Origin of the sequence: Vibrio sp. 10N.222.49.C9, assembly GCF_041474985.1 — a bacterium.
Taxonomy (GTDB): Bacteria; Pseudomonadota; Gammaproteobacteria; order Enterobacterales; family Vibrionaceae; genus Vibrio; species Vibrio crassostreae_C.
On record NZ_JBFRVD010000018.1, the window covers coordinates 302,048 to 325,695 of the forward strand.

19 protein-coding genes and 10 tRNA genes are annotated in these 23,648 nt (G+C 45.6%); 2 read left to right on the forward strand and 27 right to left on the reverse strand.

Going from position 1 to position 23,648, the window contains the following annotated elements; all coding sequences use genetic code 11:
* Positions 1-268: 268 nt before the first annotated feature.
* The 5 genes from rplS to ffh all read right to left on the reverse strand — a co-directional run bounded on the left by rplS (position 269) and on the right by ffh (position 3,883).
* Positions 269-622, reverse strand: a complete 354-nt coding sequence (gene rplS, locus AB4585_RS07750; RefSeq protein WP_004735514.1) for a 50S ribosomal protein L19 — start codon at positions 620-622, stop codon at positions 269-271.
* A gap of 59 nt (positions 623-681) precedes the next feature.
* Entirely contained in the window at positions 682-1,422 is a 741-nt protein-coding gene (gene trmD, locus AB4585_RS07755) for a tRNA (guanosine(37)-N1)-methyltransferase TrmD (RefSeq protein WP_017061056.1), read from the reverse strand.
* Between the two features lie 26 nt (positions 1,423-1,448).
* Positions 1,449-2,003, reverse strand: a complete 555-nt coding sequence (gene rimM / locus AB4585_RS07760) for a ribosome maturation factor RimM (RefSeq protein WP_017063236.1) — start codon at positions 2,001-2,003, stop codon at positions 1,449-1,451.
* A 24-nt stretch (positions 2,004-2,027) separates the two neighbouring features.
* Positions 2,028-2,276, reverse strand: coding sequence for a 30S ribosomal protein S16 (rpsP, locus tag AB4585_RS07765; RefSeq protein ID WP_004410028.1), 249 nt, complete (start codon positions 2,274-2,276; stop codon positions 2,028-2,030).
* 212 nt (positions 2,277-2,488) lie between these two features.
* Positions 2,489-3,883: a signal recognition particle protein gene (gene ffh / locus AB4585_RS07770; RefSeq protein ID WP_010435884.1), complete on the reverse strand. Its 1,395-nt coding sequence runs from the start codon at positions 3,881-3,883 to the stop codon at positions 2,489-2,491.
* A gap of 200 nt (positions 3,884-4,083) precedes the next feature.
* Here ffh and AB4585_RS07775 point away from each other — a divergent pair, with 200 nt between their 5' ends.
* On the forward strand, positions 4,084-4,878 hold the full coding sequence (locus AB4585_RS07775) for an inner membrane protein YpjD (RefSeq protein WP_019825854.1): 795 nt from the start codon (positions 4,084-4,086) through the stop codon (positions 4,876-4,878).
* A 127-nt stretch (positions 4,879-5,005) separates the two neighbouring features.
* Positions 5,006-6,277 carry an HlyC/CorC family transporter gene (locus AB4585_RS07780; RefSeq protein ID WP_017068872.1) on the forward strand — a complete coding sequence of 424 codons (1,272 nt, stop codon included), beginning with the start codon at positions 5,006-5,008 and terminating at the stop codon, positions 6,275-6,277.
* Between the two features lie 115 nt (positions 6,278-6,392).
* On the opposite strand, the gene luxS is transcribed toward AB4585_RS07780, so the two are convergent.
* The 22 genes from luxS to alaS form a co-directional block, all read right to left on the reverse strand.
* The gene (gene luxS, locus AB4585_RS07785) at positions 6,393-6,911 is read right to left on the reverse strand and encodes an S-ribosylhomocysteine lyase (RefSeq protein WP_017056597.1); all 519 of its coding nucleotides are present in this window, start codon (positions 6,909-6,911) and stop codon (positions 6,393-6,395) included.
* Positions 6,912-6,935: 24 nt separating this feature from the next.
* Positions 6,936-7,586 (reverse strand): hypothetical protein, encoded by a 651-nt coding sequence (locus tag AB4585_RS07790; protein ID WP_017629422.1) that lies wholly within the window; start codon positions 7,584-7,586, stop codon positions 6,936-6,938.
* Positions 7,587-7,596: 10 nt separating this feature from the next.
* Positions 7,597-9,165, reverse strand: a complete 1,569-nt coding sequence (gene gshA / locus AB4585_RS07795) for a glutamate--cysteine ligase (protein WP_017063229.1) — start codon at positions 9,163-9,165, stop codon at positions 7,597-7,599.
* A 99-nt stretch (positions 9,166-9,264) separates the two neighbouring features.
* Positions 9,265-12,123, reverse strand: coding sequence for a M16 family metallopeptidase (locus tag AB4585_RS07800; protein WP_372169517.1), 2,859 nt, complete (start codon positions 12,121-12,123; stop codon positions 9,265-9,267).
* Positions 12,124-12,132: 9 nt separating this feature from the next.
* Positions 12,133-12,594, reverse strand: a complete 462-nt coding sequence (locus tag AB4585_RS07805) for a YqaA family protein (protein WP_017059555.1) — start codon at positions 12,592-12,594, stop codon at positions 12,133-12,135.
* Positions 12,595-12,600: 6 nt separating this feature from the next.
* A complete protein-coding gene (locus AB4585_RS07810) occupies positions 12,601-13,554 on the reverse strand; it encodes an NADP-dependent oxidoreductase (protein ID WP_372154968.1) in 954 nt (317 codons plus the stop codon).
* 172 nt (positions 13,555-13,726) lie between these two features.
* Complete coding sequence (locus tag AB4585_RS07815; protein WP_019825842.1) at positions 13,727-14,857, reverse strand: sodium ion-translocating decarboxylase subunit beta; 1,131 nt, start codon at positions 14,855-14,857, stop codon at positions 13,727-13,729.
* A gap of 9 nt (positions 14,858-14,866) precedes the next feature.
* Positions 14,867-16,642, reverse strand: coding sequence for a sodium-extruding oxaloacetate decarboxylase subunit alpha (oadA, locus tag AB4585_RS07820; protein ID WP_017059560.1), 1,776 nt, complete (start codon positions 16,640-16,642; stop codon positions 14,867-14,869).
* 31 nt (positions 16,643-16,673) lie between these two features.
* The gene (locus tag AB4585_RS07825; RefSeq protein WP_004741884.1) at positions 16,674-16,931 is read right to left on the reverse strand and encodes an oxaloacetate decarboxylase subunit gamma; all 258 of its coding nucleotides are present in this window, start codon (positions 16,929-16,931) and stop codon (positions 16,674-16,676) included.
* Positions 16,932-17,306: 375 nt separating this feature from the next.
* A tRNA-Arg gene (locus AB4585_RS07830) sits at positions 17,307-17,383 on the reverse strand.
* 81 nt (positions 17,384-17,464) lie between these two features.
* Positions 17,465-17,541: transfer RNA gene (locus AB4585_RS07835), tRNA-Arg, on the reverse strand.
* Between the two features lie 57 nt (positions 17,542-17,598).
* A tRNA-Arg gene (locus tag AB4585_RS07840) sits at positions 17,599-17,675 on the reverse strand.
* 58 nt (positions 17,676-17,733) lie between these two features.
* Positions 17,734-17,810: transfer RNA gene (locus tag AB4585_RS07845), tRNA-Arg, on the reverse strand.
* Between the two features lie 85 nt (positions 17,811-17,895).
* Positions 17,896-17,972, reverse strand: a tRNA-Arg gene (locus AB4585_RS07850).
* Positions 17,973-18,052: 80 nt separating this feature from the next.
* Positions 18,053-18,129 (reverse strand) — tRNA-Arg (locus tag AB4585_RS07855).
* Positions 18,130-18,196: 67 nt separating this feature from the next.
* Positions 18,197-18,273, reverse strand: a tRNA-Arg gene (locus AB4585_RS07860).
* An 89-nt stretch (positions 18,274-18,362) separates the two neighbouring features.
* A tRNA-Ser gene (locus AB4585_RS07865) sits at positions 18,363-18,455 on the reverse strand.
* Between the two features lie 44 nt (positions 18,456-18,499).
* Positions 18,500-18,576, reverse strand: a tRNA-Arg gene (locus AB4585_RS07870).
* Between the two features lie 43 nt (positions 18,577-18,619).
* Positions 18,620-18,712, reverse strand: a tRNA-Ser gene (locus AB4585_RS07875).
* Between the two features lie 474 nt (positions 18,713-19,186).
* Positions 19,187-19,384, reverse strand: a complete 198-nt coding sequence (gene csrA / locus AB4585_RS07880) for a carbon storage regulator CsrA (RefSeq protein ID WP_004415691.1) — start codon at positions 19,382-19,384, stop codon at positions 19,187-19,189.
* Positions 19,385-19,476: 92 nt separating this feature from the next.
* A complete protein-coding gene (locus AB4585_RS07885; protein WP_017063224.1) occupies positions 19,477-20,658 on the reverse strand; it encodes an aspartate kinase in 1,182 nt (393 codons plus the stop codon).
* 220 nt (positions 20,659-20,878) lie between these two features.
* On the reverse strand, positions 20,879-23,461 hold the full coding sequence (alaS, locus tag AB4585_RS07890; protein WP_017063223.1) for an alanine--tRNA ligase: 2,583 nt from the start codon (positions 23,459-23,461) through the stop codon (positions 20,879-20,881).
* Positions 23,462-23,648 lie beyond the last annotated feature (187 nt).

Sequence of the window (23,648 nt, forward strand, 5' to 3'; positions counted from 1 at the left end):
CGAGTAGCGAGTAGCGAGTAAATTTTGAAGGGTTGGCGTTTAACGTCAATCCTTTTTTATTGCCTATAACACGGCGCTAGTAGAGATTCCCTACTCCTTCCTTCGTCAGTCTAGGGAATGACGGTTAAATATGAGTTTCGTCTGGTTTGTCATCCTCAAGAGTGAGGTACGAGCGAATTGGGGATCTCTTACCTGCTAAGCTCCAAATAACAGACACAAAAAAGCGGAGCCAAATGGCTCCGCTTTTATCGATAGAATGCAAAAAGAATTACTTCTTAGTAAGCTTCTCTTTAATACGAGCTGACTTACCAGAACGCTCACGTAGGTAGTACAACTTGGCACGACGTACTGCACCACGGCGTTTAACTTCGATGCTATCAACCATTGGAGAGTGAGTTTGGAACGCACGCTCTACGCCTTCACCGTTCGAGATCTTACGAACTGTGAATGCAGAGTGTAGACCACGGTTACGAATAGCGATTACAACGCCTTCGAAAGCCTGTAGACGCTCACGGTCACCTTCTTTTACCTTAACCTGAACTACAACAGTGTCACCTGGTGCGAATTTAGGAAGGTCTGATTTTAGTTGCTCTTCTTCAAGAGCCTTGATGATGTTGCTCATTTGTATAAATTCCTAGAATAAACTGATACTAAATTTAATAGGTTACTGCTTGCTTTTCGTTAAGAGCGTTGCTCTTTAATGAATTCAGCCAGTAATTGTTCCTGTTCGTCAGTCAGAGCTAGGTTTTCCAGGAGTTCTGGTCTTCTTAGCCAAGTTCGGCCCAACGATTGTTTTAATCGCCAGCGACGAATATCCTTATGGTTTCCAGACTTGAGTACCGATGGCACATCTTTATCGTCTAGCACCTCAGGGCGCGTATAATGGGGACAATCTAGCAAACCATTTGCAAAAGAATCTTCTTCTGCTGAAGCGAAATCTCCAAGTACACCCGGAACAAACCGAGATACTGAATCAATCAACGTCATGGCTGGCAGTTCGCCACCCGTCATCACAAAATCTCCAATCGACCATTCTTCGTCAACTTCAGATTGAATGATGCGCTCATCTACCCCTTCGTAGCGACCACAAATAAGAAGTAAATTCTCGTTTGTTGCCAGCTCTTCAACACCTTTCTGGTCGAGTTTACGACCTTGAGGTGAAAGATAGATAACTTTCGTCTTTCCCGGTGCTGCTTGCTTGGCCGTTGTGATAGCGTCGCGCAAAGGCTGAACCATCATTAACATGCCAGGACCACCACCGTAAGGTCTGTCATCAACAGTGCGATGTTTATCATGAGTGAAATCACGAGGATTCCATGTCTCAATAGATAAAAGACCTTTTTTAACCGCTTGACCTGTTACTCCAAAATCAGTAACAGAACGGAACATTTCAGGAAAAAGGCTAATAATGCCAACCCACATGTGTTCTCTCGCTCTGTAATTTGGAGTTAGAATCCAGGATCCCAGTCAACTTCGATCCGGCGAGCTTCGCGATCAACTTTCTTGATCACTTGCTCTTCAAGGTACGGTACTAACCGTTCCTTTTGGCCAAAAGCATCTTTAAGATTTGCTTTGATTACTAGAACATCGTTCGAGCCAGTTTCTAATAGGTCAGTGACCTCACCAAGGTCGTAACCTTTAGTGGTAAAAACTTGCATACCGAACAATTCGCGCCAGTAGAATTCATCTTCTGACAATTCAGGTAACGAAGCAGGGTCAATAGCAATTTCAAAGTTAGTCATCAGTTGCGCGTCTTCACGAACATCTAATCCCGCTAGCTTACATACATAACCTTGGCCATGACGTTTCCAGCTCTCAACTTTGTACTCAACCCACTTACCCTTTAGGTTTAAATACCAAGGGCTGTAATCAAATATGCTTTCAGCATTGTCTGTGTAGGAGAACACTTTGAGCCAGCCACGAATACCATAGGTAGACCCAAGTTTACCCATGACAATTCTATTATTTTGCTCGCTCATAGTTTCTTTACCCTTCATCGACATAAGCTATTTCTCTTTAAAAAAGAATTAAGCCGCTTTTTGAGCGTCTTTAACTAGCTTAGCTACACGATCAGATAGAGATGCGCCTTGACCAACCCAGTGGTTAACACGATCTAGGTCTAGACGTAGACCTTCTTCTTGACCTTGAGCTGTAGGGTTAAAGAAACCTACTTTCTCGATGAAACGGCCAGTTGCAGCGTTACGGCTATCCGCAACTACGATTTGATAAAATGGGCGCTTCTTTGCACCGTGACGTGCCAAACGAATGGTTACCATGTCGTCCTCTTTGCTTTCTTAATAAAATAATTAACCCCAAGTATAAGTAAATAGCTTGGGGTCTCGTGCCAAATTAAAGCCCCGGAATTTTACTCTTATTCCGGTGCAATGCAAGGGCTTTAGCTATTTTTTCACCAACATAGCTGCCGTACACTTTCTGTGACACGGCTAACACTATGAAAAGTAACGCAGCTAAAGCTTACATTTGTAGATTATCGACCAAACGGGTTAAAGCCACCACCCATTCCGCCCATACCTCCACCGCCGCCCATCATGCCTTGCATGTTGCGCATCATGCCTTTCATGCCACCTTTCTGCATCTTCTTCATCATCTTCTGCATTTGGGTGAACTGCTTAAGCATACGGTTTACATCTTGTACCTGTGTACCAGAACCAGCGGCAATACGCTTTTTGCGAGAGCCTTTGATTAGGTCAGGGCGTTGACGCTCTTTCATGGTCATAGAGTTGATGATCGCTTCCATTTGCTTGAACATCTTGTCATCAACTTTATCTTTAACGTTATCTGGTAGCTGAGACATGCCTGGAAGCTTATCCATCATGCCCATCATGCCGCCCATGTTTTGCATCTGACCTAGTTGTTCACGGAAGTCTTCAAGGTCAAAGCCTTTCTTCTCTTTGAACTTCTTAGCCAGTTTCTCTGCTTTCTCCGTATCAACGTTTTTCTGTAGGTCTTCAATAAGAGACAGTACGTCGCCCATACCTAAGATACGAGAAGCAACACGATCTGGGTGGAACGGTTCTAGTGCGTCAGTCTTTTCACCAACACCCAAGAATTTAATCGGCTTGCCTGTGATATGACGAACAGACAGAGCAGCACCACCACGCGCATCACCATCAACTTTCGTCAAGATAACACCGGTTAGTGGTAGCGCATCACCAAAGGCTTTTGCAGTGTTCGCAGCATCTTGACCTGTCATTGCATCAACAACGAACAGTGTCTCTACTGGTTTAATTGCAGTATGAAGCTCTTTGATCTCGCCCATCATCTCTTCATCGATAGCCAAACGACCCGCAGTATCGACAAGTAGCACGTCGTAGAATTTCTTCTTCGCGTGGTCGATTGCAGCGTTTGCAATATCAAGAGGTTTTTGATCAGCTGAAGATGGGAAGAAGTCTACGCCAACATCGCTTGCTAACGTTTCAAGCTGTTTGATTGCCGCTGGACGGTAAACGTCGGCAGACACAACCAAGACTTTCTTCTTGTCACGCTCAGTTAGAAGCTTAGATAGCTTACCTACCGATGTGGTTTTACCCGCACCTTGTAGACCCGCCATTAAGATAACGGCTGGCGGCTGCGCTGCTAGGTTAAGAGCCTCGTTAGACTCACCCATCACCGCTTCAAGTTCAGCTTGAACGATCTTAATGAATTCTTGACCAGGCGTTAGAGATTTAGAAACCTCAACACCCACAGCGCCTTCTTTTACGCGCTTAACAAAATCGCGGACAACGGGCAGTGCAACGTCGGCTTCAAGTAGCGCCATACGTACTTCACGCAGCGTCTCTTTAATATTGTCTTCGGTCAGACGACCTTTACCGCTGATGTTCTTCAGCGTTTTGGATAGACGATCCGTTAAATTATCAAACATAGTTTTCTCTTCGCTCAAAACTGCGACTATTACTGTGAGTATACATTAGCGCGGATTAGAGTCATACCCGTTGTAGAGCGTTAATCATCCGTGCTTGTGATGTGAGACATTATTCACTTGGAATTGAATGAGGTTCGCCATAGCCCCAAAGAGCGATGCGAGGTATAATTCGCCAATTAGTAATCATTAAAATGGATACCATGGACAGTCTTATTGCGATCGCAGCAGCCTTTCTTTATACAATGGCGATTTCCACGATCATTCCAGGTCTCGTGCACCAAACAGGAATCCGTGTAAAAACGGTGTTTATCAGCGCATTACTTGCTCTAGCTTTCCATGCTTGGTTGCTTGGCGATTTGATTTTTAATGCCAGTGGCCAAAACCTCAGTATCTTGAACGTTGCTTCATTAATCAGTTTAATCATATCTGTGGTAATGAGCGGTGCAATGCTCAAAACCCGTCTGTGGTTTATCTTACCCGTCGTCTATAGCTTCGCTGCGCTGAACTTGATGGCTGCCACTTTTCTTCCAAGCACCTTCATCAAACATCTAGAGAATGACCCAAAACTGCTCGTGCACATCTCTTTGGCTCTATTCTCATACGCAACGTTAACTATCGGTGCGCTATACGCCCTGCAACTTGCGTGGCTAGATCACAAACTTAAAAAGAAAAAAGCCTTAGTGATAAACCCTAACCTACCTCCTTTAATGATGGTGGAAAGACAACTTTTCAAGATCATTTTGATTGGTAATGGCTTATTAACAGGTACCTTGTTAACGGGTCTCATCTTCGTGCAAGATATGTTTGCTCAAGGAAAGGCACACAAGGCTGTGTTGTCTTTTATCGCTTGGGTTATCTACTCCATCCTTCTGTGGGGTCACTATCAGAAAGGTTGGCGTGGACAGAAAGTCACTTGGTTCGCACTGGCCGGCGCCAGCATGCTCACATTAGCCTACTTCGGTAGCCGCTTCGTCCAGGAAATCATCCTGAACTAGTCTGTAAAATAAAGGCAAGGTCTCACATACCTTGCCTTTAAAATATTGAGTGCAATACATTCAATTGACATCTCGACCATGTTCGGTCATAAATTAATCAAGATACACAAATAGGAAAAGAATAGTTTTGGACGACATATCAACGGGTATCTTATTTGCGCTACTCGCGTGTCTCATTGTAATTTCTGGTTATTTCTCTGGTTCCGAAACGGGCATGATGTCCCTGAACCGCTACCGTTTAAAGCACTTGGCCAATACGGGTCATAAAGGTGCCAAACGTGTAGAAAAACTTCTGAACCGCCCAGACAGATTGATTGGCCTCATCCTCATCGGCAACAATCTCGTCAACATTCTTGCATCTGCGATCGCTACTATTCTTGGTATGCGCATCTACGGGGATATCGGTGTGGCTATCGCTACTGGTACCCTGACTCTCGTGATCCTCGTATTCGCCGAGGTAACCCCAAAGACTATCGCTTCTCTATTTCCTGAACGTGTCTCTTACGCCAGTAGCATCCTTTTGATGGTGCTGATGAAGGTACTGTCACCGTTGGTGATTTTAGTTAACTTCATTACCAATGGCTTCATTCGTATCTTAGGTGTCAAAGCCAGCCATGATGCAACCGACCACTTGAGCTCCGAAGAGCTTAGAACCGTGGTAAATGAAGCCGGTAGCTTAATCCCTCAACGTCACCAAGATATGTTGGTGTCTATTCTGGATTTAGAGCACGTCACCGTGAACGACATCATGGTGCCGCGTAATGAGATTACTGGTATCGACATCAATGACGACTGGAAATCGATCGTTCGTCAACTTACCCACTCGCCTCATGGTCGCGTAGTGCTGTACCGTGACCAAATAGATGAAGTGGTCGGCATGCTTAGGCTGCGTGAAGCTTACCGTCTGATGCTTGAAAAGAACGAATTCAATAAAGAAACCCTGTTGCGTGCCGCGGATGAGATCTACTTTATTCCTGAAGCGACACCACTCAATATTCAACTGCTTAAGTTTCAACGCAATAAGCAGCGCATCGGTTTGATTGTTGATGAGTATGGCGACATCAATGGTTTGGTTACATTAGAAGATATTCTAGAAGAGATCGTAGGTGAGTTTACCACCTCAATCACCCCAAGCTTATCTGAAGAGATTACTCCGCAAAGCGATGGCAGCTTCTTGATTGAAGGCAGTGCCAATATCCGAGATATCAACAAAGGCTTACAGTGGGCACTGCCTACCGATGGCCCAAGAACGCTGAATGGTTTGATACTGGAACACCTTGAAGATATTCCAGAGAGTCACCTCAGTGTTCAGGTAGCCAGCCACCCAATGGAAATTGTTGAGCTTGAAGAGAACCGCATCAAACTGGTTCGCGTGTTCCCACAGATCGTGAACGGCTAACTGAGTTATCACTGAATCTCTGTCTCGCCCTAAAATACGTTGACGAAAAAGGCCCGGTTCATTGAACCGGGCCTTTTAGTATCTAACTCGCCCTATCTAGGGTAGCTATCAATGACTAGTCGATCTTAAGCTCTTGCAGCATAGACTCTGGCAGTGCCAGTTCATCATTCTTGTTTACAGAGATGCCTGCAGCGATGATCGCATTCGCGATCTCTTTCGCTTCATCCAAAGAGTGCATTGCCGCGGTACCACATTGGTATTCGTTCAGCTCAGGGATCTTATTCTGGTTCTCAACTTTCAGTACGTCTTGCATCGCTGCCAACCAACCGTCAGCCACTTGTTGTTCTGTAGGCGTACCAATCAGGCTCATGTAGAAACCAGTGCGACAGCCCATCGGTGAGATATCGATGATCTCTACATCTGAACCGTTCAATTGATTACGCATGAAACCAGCATATAGGTGCTCTAGAGTATGGATACCTTTCTCAGATAGGATGTCTTTGTTTGGCGCAGTAAAACGCAGGTCAAACACAGTGATGGTATCCCCTTTTGGGGTTTGCATTGTTTTAGCAACACGAACGGCAGGTGCGTTCATGCGTGTGTGATCAACAGTGAAACTATCTAATAAAGGCATTGCTCTTCTCCATGACGGCTGGCTTTAGAAAAACCAGCTTCGATTGTCTTCTAGTTCTTTGCGGCACTGTTTCAGCTGCCATCCATAATCTTTTGCTTGCTGTTCGACTTTGCGCGCCACCTTAATTAGCGATGGCTTGCTGTTGTATGACTTGCGCTTATAACCACCACGGCCTTCATGATAAGCCAGGTATTGGTTATATGGGTCCCATAGTGAGATGCCCAATTGACGACGCGTCTCGCTGGTATACCAACCGATGAACATCAATGCATCATCAAAGTTGGTTCTTGAACCACCGTTATTGGTCGCCTTTTGGAAGTCTTCCCAAGCAGGATCTTGAGCTTGTGCATAACCGTAGGCACTGCTTACACGCCCCCACGGTATAAAGCCAAGAATGTAATCTTTAGGTGGGCGCGCATCATGACGATAGCTACTCTCTTGTTTCACAAAAGCCATCGCAACGTTAATCGGCGTTCCCCATTCTTCTTGCATATCCAAGGCATCTTCATACCATGAAGGGTGCTCTCGAAAGATGCTACACAAATTATCTTGCTGCTTTGGCGGTGGCGTTGCACATCCAACCAACAGGCTAGAGACAACACCAACAGTCACTACAGGTAACCATTTACTACTCACTCGAGTAGGCTGACCTAATAAGGCTTGCTTCCTTTCCACCAAAGTCTCGCTATGCTTTTAAATACGAAAAATAATCCGCTAAGAAGCTATCAAAATCTTGAGTGCTTGCTTCTTCACTTTGTTGCTGAGCAATCACAGAACGTTGAACTTCTGCTTCCATCAACTCAGCTGAATATACTTTGTATTGGTGCGCTTTGTGTTGCTGAGCGTACGTTTTACCTAACGCGCAACCCACTTTACCTAAGCCGCCCAATTTTTTGGTCTCTTCTAGCAACTGGCCAGAAATAGTTAGCTCAGGGTTATCAATCCAAGCCTCAAGCGTATCGCATGTTTCTTGGTATGCACGACCACCTTGTTCAGCGTCCATCATCTCGGCAATAGAGCGCAGATCTTTGAAGACACGCTTCGCCCAATCTTGCAGAGACAATCGCTCACCATGACAACCGATTTGCAGCTCTAGACCAACCTGACGACCTTGTAGGATCACCTTGTTCCAGTTATCGCGCCAGCATTCAAGCTCGCAGTTATCCATCTCAGCAGAGTCCGTTAGCACACTCCACGTTAGGAATAAGTCTAGGAAACGAACCTGCTGCTCATTGATACCAATTGAGCTGAATGGGTTTACATCTAAAGAACGAACCTCAATGTACTCAACACCACCGCGTGCCAATGCTTCAGATGGTTTCTCACCACTCTTCGCCACACGCTTAGGGCGGATTGGAGCGTAAAGCTCATTTTCAATTTGCAGTACGTTGCTATTCAACTGACGGTATTCACCATCAACCTTAGTGCCAATCTCGGCAAATTCTTCTGATGGTGTGCGAATCGCTTGATTCAAACCTTCAAGGTATTGGTCTAGGCTGTTGAAACCAATCTTCAACACACTTTGCGCACTGTTCGTGTAGCCAAGGTCGCTCAGGCGCAGTGCCGTTGCTTTTGGCAGATACAGTGTCTCGCCAATCTTTTCAAAAGGCAGGTTTGTCTCTCTTCCTTTGATGAAAGAAGAACATAGCGCAGGTGAAGCACCGAAGAAGTATGGGATTAACCAACCAAAGCGGTAGTAGTTACGAATCAAACCAAAGTAAGCATCTGACTTAGATTCACAACGCGCTTCTTCAGTTTGCTCTCCAAACAGGCTATCCCAAAAGCTTTCTGGGAAAGAGAAGTTGAAGTGAACACCAGAGATAATCTGCATCAGGCTACCGTAACGACGTTTTAGGCCTTCACGATATAGGGTCTTCATCTTACCGTTATTCGAGGTGCCGTATTGCGCTAGCTGAATGTAATCTTCACTGCCAACGTAACAAGGCATAGAAAGCGGCCATAGTTTTTCGCCGTCTAACTTGGTTTGCGTGAAGTGGTGGATATCAGACAACTGATTCAAAAGCGTCGGAACGTCGTTAGAAACAGGCGTGATAAATTCCAGTAGCGACTCAGAGAAATCGGTCGTTACCCATTCGTTCATCAACGCAGATCCCAAAGCCTCAGGGTGCGGCCCAGTAGCAAGGTGCCCATCTTCCGTGTAGCGTAATGTTTCCCTTTCAACACCACGACCAAATTGAGAGAAGGTCTTAGGGTTGGTTGCAACTTGCTTTAGTCGCGCAGCAAAATCAGTCAAAATTCAGTTCACTTATCTTATATTGTTCTGATTAGAACTATCATAAATTAGGTTGGAGGAGAAAAGTAGAGTCTCTTCCCTCCCCCTTTAATGTGTACTCTAACGAATGATTTCAAGCTCTTCTATTGGAATATCTAACTTTTCTAATTGCGGGCGAAGCGAAGTCGCGTCACCAACAACGATTATTTGATAATCATTCGGGTCAAACCATTTCTTAGATAGCTCGTTTAAGGTCTCTTTTGAAACCGTTTCAACTATCTGATTACGCTGTTGTAGGTAATCTTCATCAAGGCTCAATGCAACAATATTACTCAACAACCCCGCCTTTTGACTTGGCGTTTCGTATTTAAGTGCATCTTGTTGACCGACGGCAAGGCGCATAAATTTCACCTCTTCGTCAGTTAATCCACTTTGGCTAAACTCATTCAGCTCATTAATAAACTCTTGAATCGATGGAACCGTCGCATTCGCCCTTACCTGCGCGCTAAATACCACTGCGCCAGTTTCACGAGTACTTGCGAAGTAACCGCTTGCACCGTAAGTGTAGGCTTTGTCTTCACGTAGGTTCTGGTTGATACGGCTATTGAAGTTGCCCGCTAAGTTAAAGTTAGCTAACTGGCTCAAATACAATTCGCCCGTCGCATCAAACGGCAGGCCCTTACGAACCAAGCGAACAATGCTTTGCGGCGCACCCGGTTTATCAACTAAGTACAGGTGCTGACCAGAAAGCTCTTTAACGATCTGTGGACGCGTTAATGGTGCCGCATCGCCTTGCCACTCTTCAAAGAATTGTAGCTGTTTCCCTACCTCTTTCTTCGAGATGTCTCCCACCACAACAATATTGGCACCTTCTGGTGTGTAATGTTGCGCATAGAATTTTTTCACATCGTCTAAGGTCAATTTCGATAGAGATTCCTTAGTACCATCACTTGCACGAGCAAAAACAGTGTCACCAAACAGCACTTCACGGGTTGCTTGAGAAGCCATCCAGCTTGGCTGCTGATGCTGATACACAACGCCTTCTAGCATCTGTTTCTTAACGCGCTCAAAATCTTGCTCATCGAACTTAGGATCGAATAGAACCTCTTGCACAATCGCTAAGGTTTGAGGCAAGTTTTTCTCTAGCGTCGAGACTGAAATATCTGTGGTGTAGCTGCCCGCACTAATGCTCACGCTGCTACCAAGTTTATCTAAGGTCGCTTGTAACTCTTCAACGGTTCGTTTAGTTGAGCCTTCTTCCATCATCGAAGCCGTTAGGTTCGCTAGGCCTTCTTGCCCTTTGCGAACATAGCGTTCGCCTGCAGGCAATTGAATTTGCAGCTGTACTGTCGGCGTTTCACTGGTCACGGTACCAATTAAGTCAGTGCCATTTGCAAAGTGCATGCGGTACAACTCAGGCATGGTCGCCTCAACACCAAAGTTCACTTCTGGCATCACACTGCGATCAAAGGTATCCGGTGCCTTTCTGAAATCCAGTTGATCTTCCGTCACCTTGCTGTATTCCGGCAACGTACGTGGTGGCGTGGTAAAGGTCGCTTCACGAACCGCCAAATCGAGCTTTTTCTTAGGAACCACACTCAAGGTAACCTTGTGCTTACCTTCGATGAAATCTTGGTATGCCTTGCTCACGCTCTCAGGCGTCACCGCTCGGATTTGATCGAGTTGTGATTCAATGCGATCAGGCTGACCATAGAAGGTTTGGTTCGACGCGAGTTGCGACACCTTACCTTTAACGCTTTGCAATGCAAAAACAGCATTCGCTTCGGCCATGCCAGTGATCTGGTCTAAACGCTCTTGCTCAACGCCCTCTTTCGAGAATTGCTCCAGGGTATCCATCAGCTCTTTATTGAGAACCGTCAAATCGCCTTTTTCACCTGAGTTGCCCATTGCATACACGTACATGGTACACGCCAACTCAGCACAATCATGGAAAGAGCCAGCGCTGACGGCCTTCTGCGTTTTTACGAGGTTTTGATATAGGTAACTGTTGGTACCTGAACCTAACACGTTAGACAATGCATTCAGTGAAGCTTGCGTCTCTTCACCGCGATACGTTGTTGGCCACCCCACCAGCACCATCGGCTGACGAATATTGTCTTCTAAGGTGATGTATTTATCTTCTGTTAGAACAGCAGGTTGCTTCTCTGCCGCCTTCACTTCAGGGCCTTGAGGAATTGAACCAAAGTACTTGTTAACCCATTCTAGCGTGTTATCAACGTCGATATCACCACCAATCGTTAACACGGCATTGTTTGGGCCGTACCAACGCAGGAAGAACGCTTTAAGATCATTCACGTCAACACGGTCAAGATCTTCAACATAGCCGATTGGTTGCCAAGAGTAAGGGTGACCTTCAGGGTAAAGCGCTTCGCCCATGCGTTCCCACATCAAGCCGTAAGGACGATTTTCGTAGCTCTGCGCTCGCTCGTTCTTGACCGTGCCTCTTTGAACCTCAAATTTCTTCTGAGAAACAGCATCCAACAAGAAGCCCATTCGGTCTGATTCTAACCACAACATTTTCTCAAGTTGGTTAGAAGGAACAGTTTCAAAATAGTTGGTGCGGTCACGGTTGGTCGTGCCGTTTAACGAACCACCCGCTTCGGTAATGATCTTAAAGTGCTGTTGGTCACCAACGTTCTCAGAACCCTGGAACATCATGTGCTCAAAGAAGTGAGCAAAGCCCGACTTGCCAATCTCTTCACGTGCTGAGCCGACATGATAAGTTACATCAACATGCACCAACGGATCGGAATCATCAGGGGAAAGAATAACTGTCAGACCGTTTTCAAGCTGATACTTGGTGTAAGGAATCACCACTTTATCTTTAGAGTGCTTAACCTCTTCTAACAGAGTGACACCTTCAGGTAACGAGGAAAAGAAGGGCGTTGAGCTAGGTACATTGTAAGAACAGCCAGCAATGGCGATAAGAGAAAATGTACCAAGTAAAACCTTTTTCATAGGTTCTCCTTAGAAAAAACCGAAGTAGATAGCAGCAAGTAAGCTATAGCGAGCGGCTTTGCCAATCGCTATCAAAATAACGCTAGGGATGAATTTCATTCTTAGCCAACCCGCCGCTAGACACAAAGGGTCACCAATGATCGGTAACCAACTAAATAACAGTGTCCAGTAGCCATAACGACTCAGCCAAGCCATAGCCTTATGACCATGCTTTTCAGATTGAGTTCGATTAGGCAACCACAAACCAATCCAATAGTTAGTCAGGCCGCCTAAGGTATTGCCTAATGTTGCCACCAGAATGATCGATGAAGTTGAAAACTGATCTAAGCTCAATGCAGCCACAAGGCTAGCTTCTGAACCACCGGGTAGTAACGTGGCACTCAAGAATCCACTAATGAAGAGTACCCATAGCGCTGAGTCCGAGAACCACAGCGCGATATTTTCAAAAAGCGAGTTAAAAAATTCTAACACTGCCTATCAACTTTCTTGCATTTTAAGTAGCACCTTGCCTCTGGTGTGTCCGGTTTCAACCTGCAGATGAGCCGACTGCGCCTCGTCTAACTGGTAGATACCTTGAATTTCTGTTTTGAGCAATCCGACACTGACCATGTAAAGCATGGTGTCCATTTGCTCAGGGGTTGGTTCAACCAGCATGCCTGATGCAGTAAAACCTAATAGTGTTGCTTTCTCACAGATAAGTTCTGCAGATAGAGTCGGCACAGTCACGACTCGCGCGCCATCTTTTAGGCACTTCAATGCATCAAGCGCGGTATCGCCACCGACCAAATCAATCAGCACATCGACATCTGATACTCTTTCTGATGCTGGCGCAAACTTATAGTTAATCGCGTGAGCACCTAGCGTCGCAAGGTAATCAAGATTGGCTTCGCTGCAGGTTGTGTAAACCTCAGCTTTTGCTGCCACTGCAATTTGAACCGCAAGGTGACCAACGCCGCCCGCGCCCGCTAAAATAAGCACGCGGTCGCCTTCTTTCACTTCGGCTTTGTTGAGCGCTTGTGCCGCGGTTTGACTCGCGAGTGGTAATGCAGCTGCCGCTTCTAAAGTGACAGAATCAGGAACCATACTTAGTGCCGCTTCTGGAACACACACATATTGGCTGTAACCGCCACCTTGCAGTGGAAAACCAATAAAGCCAGCCACGTTATCACCAACAGTAAAGCGTTCAGCCTGTTCGCCTAGCGTGACAATTTTCCCTGAAATATCGTAGCCAGGTACCCAAGGCAGGTTATCTTTGTTTTGTGCTGCCGCCCAACCAAGGCCCGCTCGGGTTTTGACATCAATCGGATTAATGCCTGAAAAGGAAACTTTAACCACCACTTCTCCAGCCTTAGGCTCAGGGATCGCACTGGTTTGAATACTTAGGTTTTCGACGCCGCCGAATTGAGTAATCGCAATCTGTTTATTTTCCATTTCCACATTTCCTTGATTGATAAAAGCCCTAGTGAGCAAGCACCCTAATTAATAAAAAGAAAGGGATGCGAAAGCATCCCTTTGACTATAAACCATTTAATAAGGCGAAGTTAACCGCTCATTCGTAAATTGACGACCAATTAACGTAACGATACATGACCCAGCAAATCCACTAGCCCACGAGAGCTAATAGAATACCCGCCGCAACCGCACTACCAAGTACACCGGCTACGTTCGGGCCCATTGCATGCATCAACAAGAAGTTCTGAGGGTTTGCCTCAAGACCAACCTTGTTCACAACACGTGCCGCCATTGGAACCGCTGATACGCCAGCTGCGCCAATCAGTGGGTTGATGTCCTCTTTCGAGAATCGGTTCAACACCTTAGCCATCAATACACCACCCGCCGTACCGATACTGAACGCGACCGCACCCAAACCTAGAATACCCAGTGTTTCTAAGTTCAAGAACGTATCCGCTTGAAGCTTAGAACCAACCCCTAGACCTAGGAAAATAGTTACAACGTTAATCAGTTCGTTTTGAGCTGTTTTTGAAAGGCGATCAACCACACCCGCTTCACGCATTAAGTTACCCAAACAGAACATACCAACTAGAGGTGTTGCTGAAGGTAGGAACAAAATCGTCATCAGAAGTACAGCAAGCGGGAAAAGAATCTTCTCGGCTTTGCTAACGTGACGAAGTTGAGCCATCTTAATTTTGCGCTCTTCAGGAGACGTTAACGCTTTCATGATTGGTGGCTGAATGATCGGAACCAAAGCCATGTAGCTATAAGCCGCTACTGCAATGGCACCTAAAAGATCCGGAGATAACTTACTCGCCAAGAAGATCGCAGTTGGGCCATCGGCACCACCAATGATCGCAATTGACGAAGCATCGGCCATCGAGAACTCCATTCCTGGAACGTAGTTCAGCAAGATCGCGCCAAATAGCGTCGCGAAGATACCAAACTGAGCCGCAGCCCCTAGCCACAACGTTTTAGGGTTCGCAATCAACGCACCGAAGTCCGTCATCGCACCAACACCCATAAAGATCAGCAGTGGGAAAATACCTGTCTCAATACCAATGTAGTAGACGTAGTAGAGCAAACCACCTGGATCAGTAAACCCAGCATTTGGAATGTTTGCTAATACAGCACCAAAACCAATAGGCAGTAGAAGTAACGGTTCAAATCCTTTACGAATTGCCAAAAACAACAGTAAGCAACCAACCAGCATCATACAGATCTGGCCGAACTCAAAGTTCGCAATCCCTGTTTCAGACCATAAGGTCATCAATCCTTCCATGGTACTCCCTTACGCTAAGCTTAGTAGTGGAGCGCCTACAGTAACTGCATCGCCTTCTTTAACATTCAATTCTTGAACGATACCGCCACGAGCAGCACGAACTTCCGTTTCCATCTTCATCGCTTCTAGGATTAGTAGAACGTCGCCTTCAGAAACCTCAGTACCTGCCTGAACGTTTACTTTAAAGATGTTACCCGCCAATGGAGCTGGAACCGCTTCAGCGTCAGACGCTGCTACTGGTGCAGCCTGAGCAGGTTTTGCAGATGGCGCCACCGATGTCAGTTCACCTTGTGGGCCAACTTCAACATCGTAAACTTGACCATCAACCTTCACGCTGTAGCTTTCAATACCACCAGAAGCTTGTACAGGAGCTGCAGCAACTGGAGCCGCAACTTCTAGCGTTGGTGCAGGTTCAAATGCTTCAGGATTACGACGGTTCTTAAGGAACTTAAGACCCACTTGTGGGAAGAGCGCGTAAGTCAGTACATCATCAACCGTATCTTCAGCTAGAGAGATACCCTCTGATTTCGCTTTCTCTAACAGATCCGTCGTTAACGTATCCATTTCAGACTTAAGTAAATCAGCAGGACGACAAGTAATCGGCTCTGCACCGTCTAGAACTTTCGCTTGCAGTTCAGCATCCACTTCAGCAGGAGCTTGACCGTATTCACCTTTCAGTAGACCAGCAGTCTCTTTCGTGATGCTCTTATAGCGTTCGCCCGTTAAGACGTTAATAACCGCTTGAGTACCGACAATCTGAGAAGTTGGTGTTACTAAAGGAATGTAACCAAGCTCTTTACGTACGCGTGGGATCTCTTCTAGAACTTCATCCATGCGATCGGCGGCGCCTTGCTCTTTAAGCTGGCCTTCCATGTTAGTTAACATTCCGCCAGGAACTTGAGCGATTAAGATGCGAGAATCGACACCTTTTAGCTGACCTTCCCATTTCGCGTACTTTTTACGTACATCACGGAAGTAAGCCGCGATGGGTTCGATTTGGTCTAGTTTAAGATTCGTGTCGCGCTCTGTACCTTCTAACATCGCAACAACCGTTTCGGTTGGCGTATGACCGTAAGTACAGCTCATTGAAGAAATAGCGGTATCTAGAATGTCGATACCCGCTTCAACGGCTTTAACCGCTGTTGCAGTCGATAGACCAGTTGTCGCGTGGCTATGCAGTGCTAGAGGAACGTCACACGATGCTTTGATACGTGTAATCAGCTCTTCTGCTTCATACGGCTTTAATAAACCTGACATATCTTTGATACATAGTGAGTGACAACCTAGGTCCTCTAGGCGTTTGGCCAAATCAACCCAAGTATCTGAGTTGTGAACCGGACTGGTTGTGTAAGACAACGTACCTTGAGCGTGGCCACCAACGTCGATCGTTGCTTTCACTGCTTTTTCAAAGTTACGTACGTCATTCATCGCATCAAAGATACGGAATACGTCCATGCCGTTTTTATGGGCACGTTCAACAAATTTTTCTACTACATCATCCGCGTAGTGACGGTAACCCAACAGGTTTTGACCACGCAGTAGCATCTGCATTGGTGTGTTTGGCATCGCTTTTTTAAGTTCACGTAAACGCTCCCATGGATCTTCTCCAAGAAAACGGATACACGAATCAAATGTCGCGCCGCCCCAAGTCTCTAGAGACCAGTAACCGACTTTATCCAGTTCTGCCGCAATTGGCAGCATATCTTCGATACGCATACGAGTAGCAAATAGTGACTGGTGCGCGTCACGAAGTACCACATCTGTGATAGCTAGTGGTTTAGACATGCTCATAAACTCCTTTTTAATCCTTTAAATGCTACTTAGCAGTAGACGCACGGTATTGATGAACCGCGGCCGAAATTGCTGCCACTACCTGTGGACTAACAGCTGAAGGGTTTGATTGTGATTTTTGAATTTTTTTAGGTGCTGCGATCGGCTCTGGTACTTCTTCTGGTACCAGTTTTGACATCAACCGAACGAGGTAAACTAGAATAGTTAGGAAAATAAAGACAACGGACATCCCCGTTATCATTAGAGTCGCCGCATCTCCTAGCAGGCTTCCAATATTAGTCATGTTGCTTCCTTTCTTCGTCATCCTGACATACGTACAGGATTTCAGCGAATAGTGATCCCGACCCATGGATTATCTCGATTGGTAAAAGTTTGTCAATTTTGTTTAAGGTTCTGTTACGGATAACGCACACATAAGGTTAATTATTCGCCTATCAGATCACATAAATCTGTCAAATACGTCATTTTTAGATATTTAAACTGTGACTTAAACGGGGCTTTTCTGGGAATTGATATGAGAAAGGTGGAATAACAAAGAAGCAATCAAGAACTACTTTAAATACAACAAGTTAAACAACTAACAAATTTAACATTGTCGCAACAAATTTGCAGCAGACATAAAAAAAGCCTCGTATAAACGAGGCTTTTTCTAATAATGTGGCGCGCTCTGGAGGATTCGAACCTCCGACCGCCTGGTTCGTAGCCAGGTACTCTATCCAGCTGAGCTAAGAGCGCACGGTTTTAATATCAATTCATTGTTACTAACAAGAGATCAATATAAGGATTTCATTCTTATAAGAAAAAAGCCCTAAATAGTGGCGCGTCCTGGAGGATTCGAACCTCCGACCGCCTGGTTCGTAGCCAGGTACTCTATCCAGCTGAGCTAAGGACGCACGGTTTTCGATATCAGTATTTCCAATATCAGGAGTTCACAAGGAAACCCTAAAGAGTGGCGCGTCCTGGAGGATTCGAACCTCCGACCGCCTGGTTCGTAGCCAGGTACTCTATCCAGCTGAGCTAAGGACGCGCAGTTTTCGATATCGGTATTCCCAATATCAGGGGTTCATAAAAGAAACCCTAAATAGTGGCGCGCTCTGGAGGATTCGAACCTCCGACCGCCTGGTTCGTAGCCAGGTACTCTATCCAGCTGAGCTAAGAGCGCACGGTTTTAGTATCAATTCGTTGTAAACAACAACAACAACTCAATACAAGGATTTCTGTTCTTATAAGAAAGAAGCCCTAAATAGTGGCGCGTCCTGGAGGATTCGAACCTCCGACCGCCTGGTTCGTAGCCAGGTACTCTATCCAGCTGAGCTAAGGACGCACGGTTTTTGATATTAATTCTCGACGAACGATTTATCAATATCAGGATTCACATTCTTATAAGAACTAAACCCTAAATAGTGGCGCGCTCTGGAGGATTCGAACCTCCGACCGCCTGGTTCGTAGCCAGGTACTCTATCCAGCTGAGCTAAGAGCGCACGGTTTTAGTATCAACTTAGTCAATACAAGGACTTTCATTCTTAAAAGAAATAAACCCTTAAATAGTGGCGCGTCCTGGAGGATTCGAACCTCCGACCGCCTGGTTCGTAGCCAGGTACTCTATCCAGCTGAGCTAAGGACGCACGGTGTTCATTCATTAAGAATGAAGTTGTGAAATATATCACATTCTTCTTGCTACGAAGAAAAAAAAAGGCCATCGGCCTGTAATGAATGGCGGTGAGGGAGGGATTCGAACCCTCGATGCAGCTACAAACCACATACTCCCTTAGCAGGGGAGCGCCTTCGGCCACTCGGCCACCTCACCTAATTCATTATTCTCAAATCACTTACAAGTAAGAGAAGAGAGAATGGCGCGTCCTGGAGGATTCGAACCTCCGACCGCCTGGTTCGTAGCCAGGTACTCTATCCAGCTGAGCTAAGGACGCACATTTACATTGTCTAAATTGCTAATTTTAGACTCGCAAGAAATGGCGGTGAGGGAGGGATTCGAACCCTCGATGCAGCTACAAACCACATACTCCCTTAGCAGGGGAGCGCCTTCGGCCTCTCGGCCACCTCACCGTCTTGCGGAGGCACATATTACGTTTTACCGAAAATATGTCAAACACTTTATTGAAAAAAATTGGACAAAAACACTCAACCGTTTGCTATTTAATCAAAGCGCTTGCAAATTGAACTTATAAGATTCAAATCGCGCTTTTTCCCTTAAAAATTAAGGTGAAAGATTGGCAATAATAAACAGCCGAAAACAATTATCTAATTTCTCCAGCAGCAAGTGCTACCGCTGATGGCACAATACTACGGGATGCGTATTTTCGCCATAGGGGAAGCGAATAAATCTTGAGTTTTGCCAAACAAAATACAGAGCAACAGTTCTGTTCAACCTTGTCTGTATCTCGCAGCATCACAAAGCATTCACTTCACCACTTTGAGACCGATCCGTTATCCAACCCATCTATGTCCCAATCAGTGTTTCGGTTCCCCAAGATCAAAAAAGGCTAGCAACAATGCTAGCCTCTTCTCTACGCAAAAGTATTAGTAGTTGCCAGATGCAACGTTACCATTACCTTTTTCAGCTTGAATGCGCATGTAGATCTCTTCACGGTGAACAGATACTTCTTTAGGTGCGTTAACACCGATACGTACTTGGTTACCTTTAACGCCTAGTACAGTAACTGTTACTTCATCACCAATCATCAGTGTTTCGCCAACGCGGCGAGTCAAAATTAGCATTCTTTGCTCCTTGAGTAATCTCTAAATTTATCTAGCTACGAGAGCATTATCCAACAAAAGTTATATTTTCGTAAACTATCGATTGAGTTTATTTAACCAAAATGCACTTCTTTTTTAGGATAACCCTGTGTTTCACGCGCTACGATGTATGCATTGTGTAATATGTTAGCAGCCATATCGACTTGCGTTGGTGATATCACCAAAGTTAAAGACTGCTGCTGCAATAAGTGATGCTGTACATCAATTTCGCCTTCAGACAACAATCCATGTGAACTGACCACAATTTCTTGTGTTCGGCTTCCTACCACAGTTAACAAACTAACCTGTTCACTATTACGGATTTTCTCAGCAAAAACTAGTTTTAATTTGGCACTTATGTCTTGTTTAATAATGAGTGCTGCCCGTTCTGTTTCCTCGATCACACTACAGACTTCGATCCCCAACAGTTGGCAATGTGAAATGAAAGACGGTAAATCTTCATTCAAACACTCGATACGCACCATATCTCTTTGGATGGCGATGCCAGCAATATCATTCAAACACTGATTACCCGCGATCAATGTGCCCTCGCCTTGTTCAAAGCTTGAAAGCACTCGCAATGACACGTTGTGCTGCCATGCATACTGAACACAAGGAAGGTGCAATACCTTAGCGCCTCGGCGAGCCATCTCTTCCATAGAAGGAAAGTCTAAAGTATCTAATTTCTGAGATTGTTTTACGACTCTAGGGTCACAAGAGTAAACACCATCTACATCAGTATAGATCTGGCATTCTTTCGCCTGCAAGGCACCTGCAAGCGCGACCGCTGTAGTATCTGAACCACCGCGGCCTAATGTCGTGATATCACCTTTCGCATTGAATCCTTGAAAGCCTGCAACAATAACAATCTGGTTGTCATCTAGCAGAGCTTGAATCGGAGCAGTATCAATACGCTCAATCGCCGCATTATTATGATTAGAATCCGTGTGTATCTTGGCTTGATAGCCAGTCATCGATGTCGCTTCATAACCTAACTTGTGTAACGTCATTGCTAACAAGGCCATGGAAACTTGCTCGCCAGCCGTTAACAACACATCCAGTTCTCTAGCGTTTGGTACGCTATCAACTTGCGTGGCTAAATTAACTAACCGATTTGTTTCACCAGACATAGCAGAAACGACAACCACGATCTGGTTCCCTTCATTTTTCGCTTCAATGATTTTTTCTGCTACATGATGGATTCGTTCAATTGAACCCACCGACGTTCCACCAAATTTCTGCACGATAAGAGGCATTTTCACCCGTCCTCACCTTCCCAAGACCAATGTCTATATATGACAAAAAAACACATACTCCGCGTCAGGGCGAAGCAATAAAAAATTAACCAAGGAGTCTAACGCCACCATTAGACTTCTTGGTTAATCTCAATCAAATCTTGTTTAAACACACTTCCAATAGGCAAAATAAAAGATGCCCAATCAACTGATTGGGCATCTTTGTATCAATTACTTAAGCTTAAAGACGCTCTTCTAGCCAAGTACGCACAGATTTAAGCGCTTCTGGCAGTGCTGCAACGTCTGTACCGCCCGCTTGAGCCATATCTGGACGACCGCCGCCTTTACCGCCAACTTGCTCAGCAACCATCTTGACGAGATCACCCGCTTTTACTTTGCCGATTAGGTCTTTGGTTACACCAGCAATCAAGCCAACTTTACCGTCTGCTACGTTCGCGATCAGGATGATGCCGCTACCTACTTGGTTTTTAGCGTTATCAACCATAGTACGTAGGTTCTTGTTGTCTGCGCCTTCAATTGCAGCAACCAAAACTTTAGTACCAGAGATGTCTTCTACTTTGCCCATGATGTTTGCGCTTTCTGCAGCAGCCATCTTTTCTTTAAGCAGTTGGATTTCTTTCTCTAGCGATTTCGCTTTCTTAGCTGACTCAGCCAGTTTCTCTTCGTAAGCGTTAGCTTGAGCTTCTACTGCATCTAGTGCAGCTTCACCTGTTACCGCTTCAATACGACGAATACCCGCAGCAATACCACCTTCAGAAGTGATCTTGAATAGGCCGATATCACCTGTGTTTGAAGCGTGGATACCACCACAAAGTTCAGTAGAGAAGTCGCCCATAGATAGAACGCGAACTTCATCATCGTACTTCTCGCCAAACAGTGCCATTGCACCTTTTTCTTTCGCTGACTCGATGTCCATGATGTTCGTTTCAATCACATGGTTCTTACGAACTTGTGCGTTAACTAGACGCTCTACTTCTTTAATCTGTGCTGGTGTTACCGCTTCAAGGTTAGAGAAGTCAAAACGTAGGTTGTCTGGCTTAACTAAAGAACCTTTCTGAGCAACGTGCTCACCTAGCACTTCGCGCAATGCAGAGTGAAGTAAGTGAGTGGCAGAGTGGTTTAGTGAGATAGCAGCTCGACGCTCAGCGTCAACCGTTGCTTCTACTTTATCGCCCTTAGCAAATACACCTTCAACTAGCTCACCGTGGTGCGCAAATGCGTTACCTAGCTTCTGAGTGTCTTGTACTTTGAAAAGACCCGACGCTGTTTTTAGTGTACCAGCATCACCACATTGACCGCCTGACTCAGCGTAGAATGGTGTCTCTTCAAGGATGATGATTGCTTTGTCGCCAGCCGATAGTGAAGCAACCTCTTCGCCGTCAACGAATAGCGCAGAGATTTCACCTGCACCTTCAGTTGCTGTGTAACCACAGAACTCAGTGTTGGTGTCTACTTTGATTGTCGCGTTGTAATCCGTGCCGAATTGGCCTGCTTCACGTGCACGCTTACGCTGTGCTTCCATCGCCTTCTCAAAGCCTTCTTCATCGATAGTAAAATCGCGTTCGCGAGCTACATCGTTAGTAAGGTCAGCTGGGAAGCCGTATGTATCGTAAAGTTTGAAAACTGTTTCGCCGTCAAGCTCTTTGCCTTCAAGTGCATCTAGTGCGTCATTAAGAATAACCATGCCGCGCTCTAGCGTACGACCAAAGTTCTCTTCCTCAATGCGAAGTACTTTTTCAACCAGCTCTTGCTGTTTCTTAAGTTCATCTGCCGCAGAGCCCATCACTTCAGCCAGTACGCCCACAAGTTTGTGGAAGAACACGCCTTGTGCGCCAAGCTTGTTACCGTGACGAACTGCACGACGGATGATACGACGTAGAACGTAGCCACGACCTTCGTTTGAAGGCATAACACCGTCAGCAATTAGGAATGAACAAGAACGGATGTGGTCAGCAATAACGCGTAGCGATTGGTTAGATAGATCGTCATGACCAACAACTTCCGCAGTCGCTTTGATTAGCTTTTGGAATACATCAATTTCGTAGTTAGAGTGAACGCCCTGCATGATTGCAGAAATACGCTCAATACCCATACCTGTATCTACAGCAGGCTTAGGTAGCGGTTCCATTGTGCCGTCAGCGTGACGGTTGAACTGCATGAATACGTTGTTCCAGATCTCGATGAAACGGTCACCATCTTCTTCAGGTGTACCAGGACGGCCGCCCCAGATGTGCTCACCGTGATCGTAGAAGATTTCAGTACATGGACCACAAGGACCTGTGTCACCCATCGTCCAGAAGTTATCAGACTCGAACTGTTTACCGCCTTCTTTGTCGCCAATGCGAACGATACGGTCAGCAGGAACACCTACTTTCTTGTTCCAGATATCGAATGCTTCATCATCTGTCTCGTATACCGTTACCAGTAGACGATCTTTTGGCAGTTGAAGAGTTTCAGTCAGGAATTCCCAAGCAAATCCAATCGCTTCTTCTTTGAAGTAGTCGCCAAAGCTGAAGTTGCCTAGCATTTCGAAGAACGTGTGGTGACGAGCCGTGAAACCTACGTTTTCAAGGTCATTGTGTTTACCACCCGCACGTACACAACGCTGAGCCGTAGTTGCTCGAGTGTAGGCACGCTTTTCGGCGCCTAAGAAGCAATCTTTGAATTGGTTCATACCTGCGTTAGTGAATAGCAGGGTTGGATCGTTATGTGGAACTAACGATGAACTGTCTACGATTTGGTGTTCTTTGCTCTCAAAGAACTTAAGGAACGCGTTGCGAACCTCATCAGTGCTCATGTACATGCAGCTCTTCCTGAAAATAGTCGAGTTAGAATTTTGCCGTATTGTAGATCATGGTTAAGGCTTCGACTAGTTTTCTTGTAGAAAAGACACCCTTGGGCAGGATTTTAGTGGGAATTCGATAAAATGAAGAATATTCCACTATATCTTGCCGTGGAAAAGCAGAACTAAATTGACGACCTAGTACCGA

What these genes read in the sequence shown, in the direction of transcription:
- rplS (WP_004735514.1), bottom strand. Translation starts at nt 622, where the DNA reads ATGAGCAACATCATCAAGGCTCTTGAAGAAGAGCAACTAAAATCAGAC.
- trmD (WP_017061056.1), bottom strand. Translation starts at nt 1,422, where the DNA reads ATGTGGGTTGGCATTATTAGCCTTTTTCCTGAAATGTTCCGTTCTGTT.
- rimM (WP_017063236.1), bottom strand. Translation starts at nt 2,003, where the DNA reads ATGTCGATGAAGGGTAAAGAAACTATGAGCGAGCAAAATAATAGAATT.
- rpsP (WP_004410028.1), bottom strand. Translation starts at nt 2,276, where the DNA reads ATGGTAACCATTCGTTTGGCACGTCACGGTGCAAAGAAGCGCCCATTT.
- ffh (WP_010435884.1), bottom strand. Translation starts at nt 3,883, where the DNA reads ATGTTTGATAATTTAACGGATCGTCTATCCAAAACGCTGAAGAACATC.
- AB4585_RS07775 (WP_019825854.1), top strand. Translation starts at nt 4,084, where the DNA reads ATGGACAGTCTTATTGCGATCGCAGCAGCCTTTCTTTATACAATGGCG.
- luxS (WP_017056597.1), bottom strand. Translation starts at nt 6,911, where the DNA reads ATGCCTTTATTAGATAGTTTCACTGTTGATCACACACGCATGAACGCA.
- AB4585_RS07800 (WP_372169517.1), bottom strand. Translation starts at nt 12,123, where the DNA reads ATGAAAAAGGTTTTACTTGGTACATTTTCTCTTATCGCCATTGCTGGC.
- AB4585_RS07810 (WP_372154968.1), bottom strand. Translation starts at nt 13,554, where the DNA reads ATGGAAAATAAACAGATTGCGATTACTCAATTCGGCGGCGTCGAAAAC.
- AB4585_RS07815 (WP_019825842.1), bottom strand. Translation starts at nt 14,857, where the DNA reads ATGGAAGGATTGATGACCTTATGGTCTGAAACAGGGATTGCGAACTTT.
- oadA (WP_017059560.1), bottom strand. Translation starts at nt 16,642, where the DNA reads ATGTCTAAACCACTAGCTATCACAGATGTGGTACTTCGTGACGCGCAC.
- AB4585_RS07825 (WP_004741884.1), bottom strand. Translation starts at nt 16,931, where the DNA reads ATGACTAATATTGGAAGCCTGCTAGGAGATGCGGCGACTCTAATGATA.
- csrA (WP_004415691.1), bottom strand. Translation starts at nt 19,384, where the DNA reads ATGCTAATTTTGACTCGCCGCGTTGGCGAAACACTGATGATTGGTGAT.
- AB4585_RS07885 (WP_017063224.1), bottom strand. Translation starts at nt 20,658, where the DNA reads ATGCCTCTTATCGTGCAGAAATTTGGTGGAACGTCGGTGGGTTCAATT.
- alaS (WP_017063223.1), bottom strand. Translation starts at nt 23,461, where the DNA reads ATGTACATGAGCACTGATGAGGTTCGCAACGCGTTCCTTAAGTTCTTT.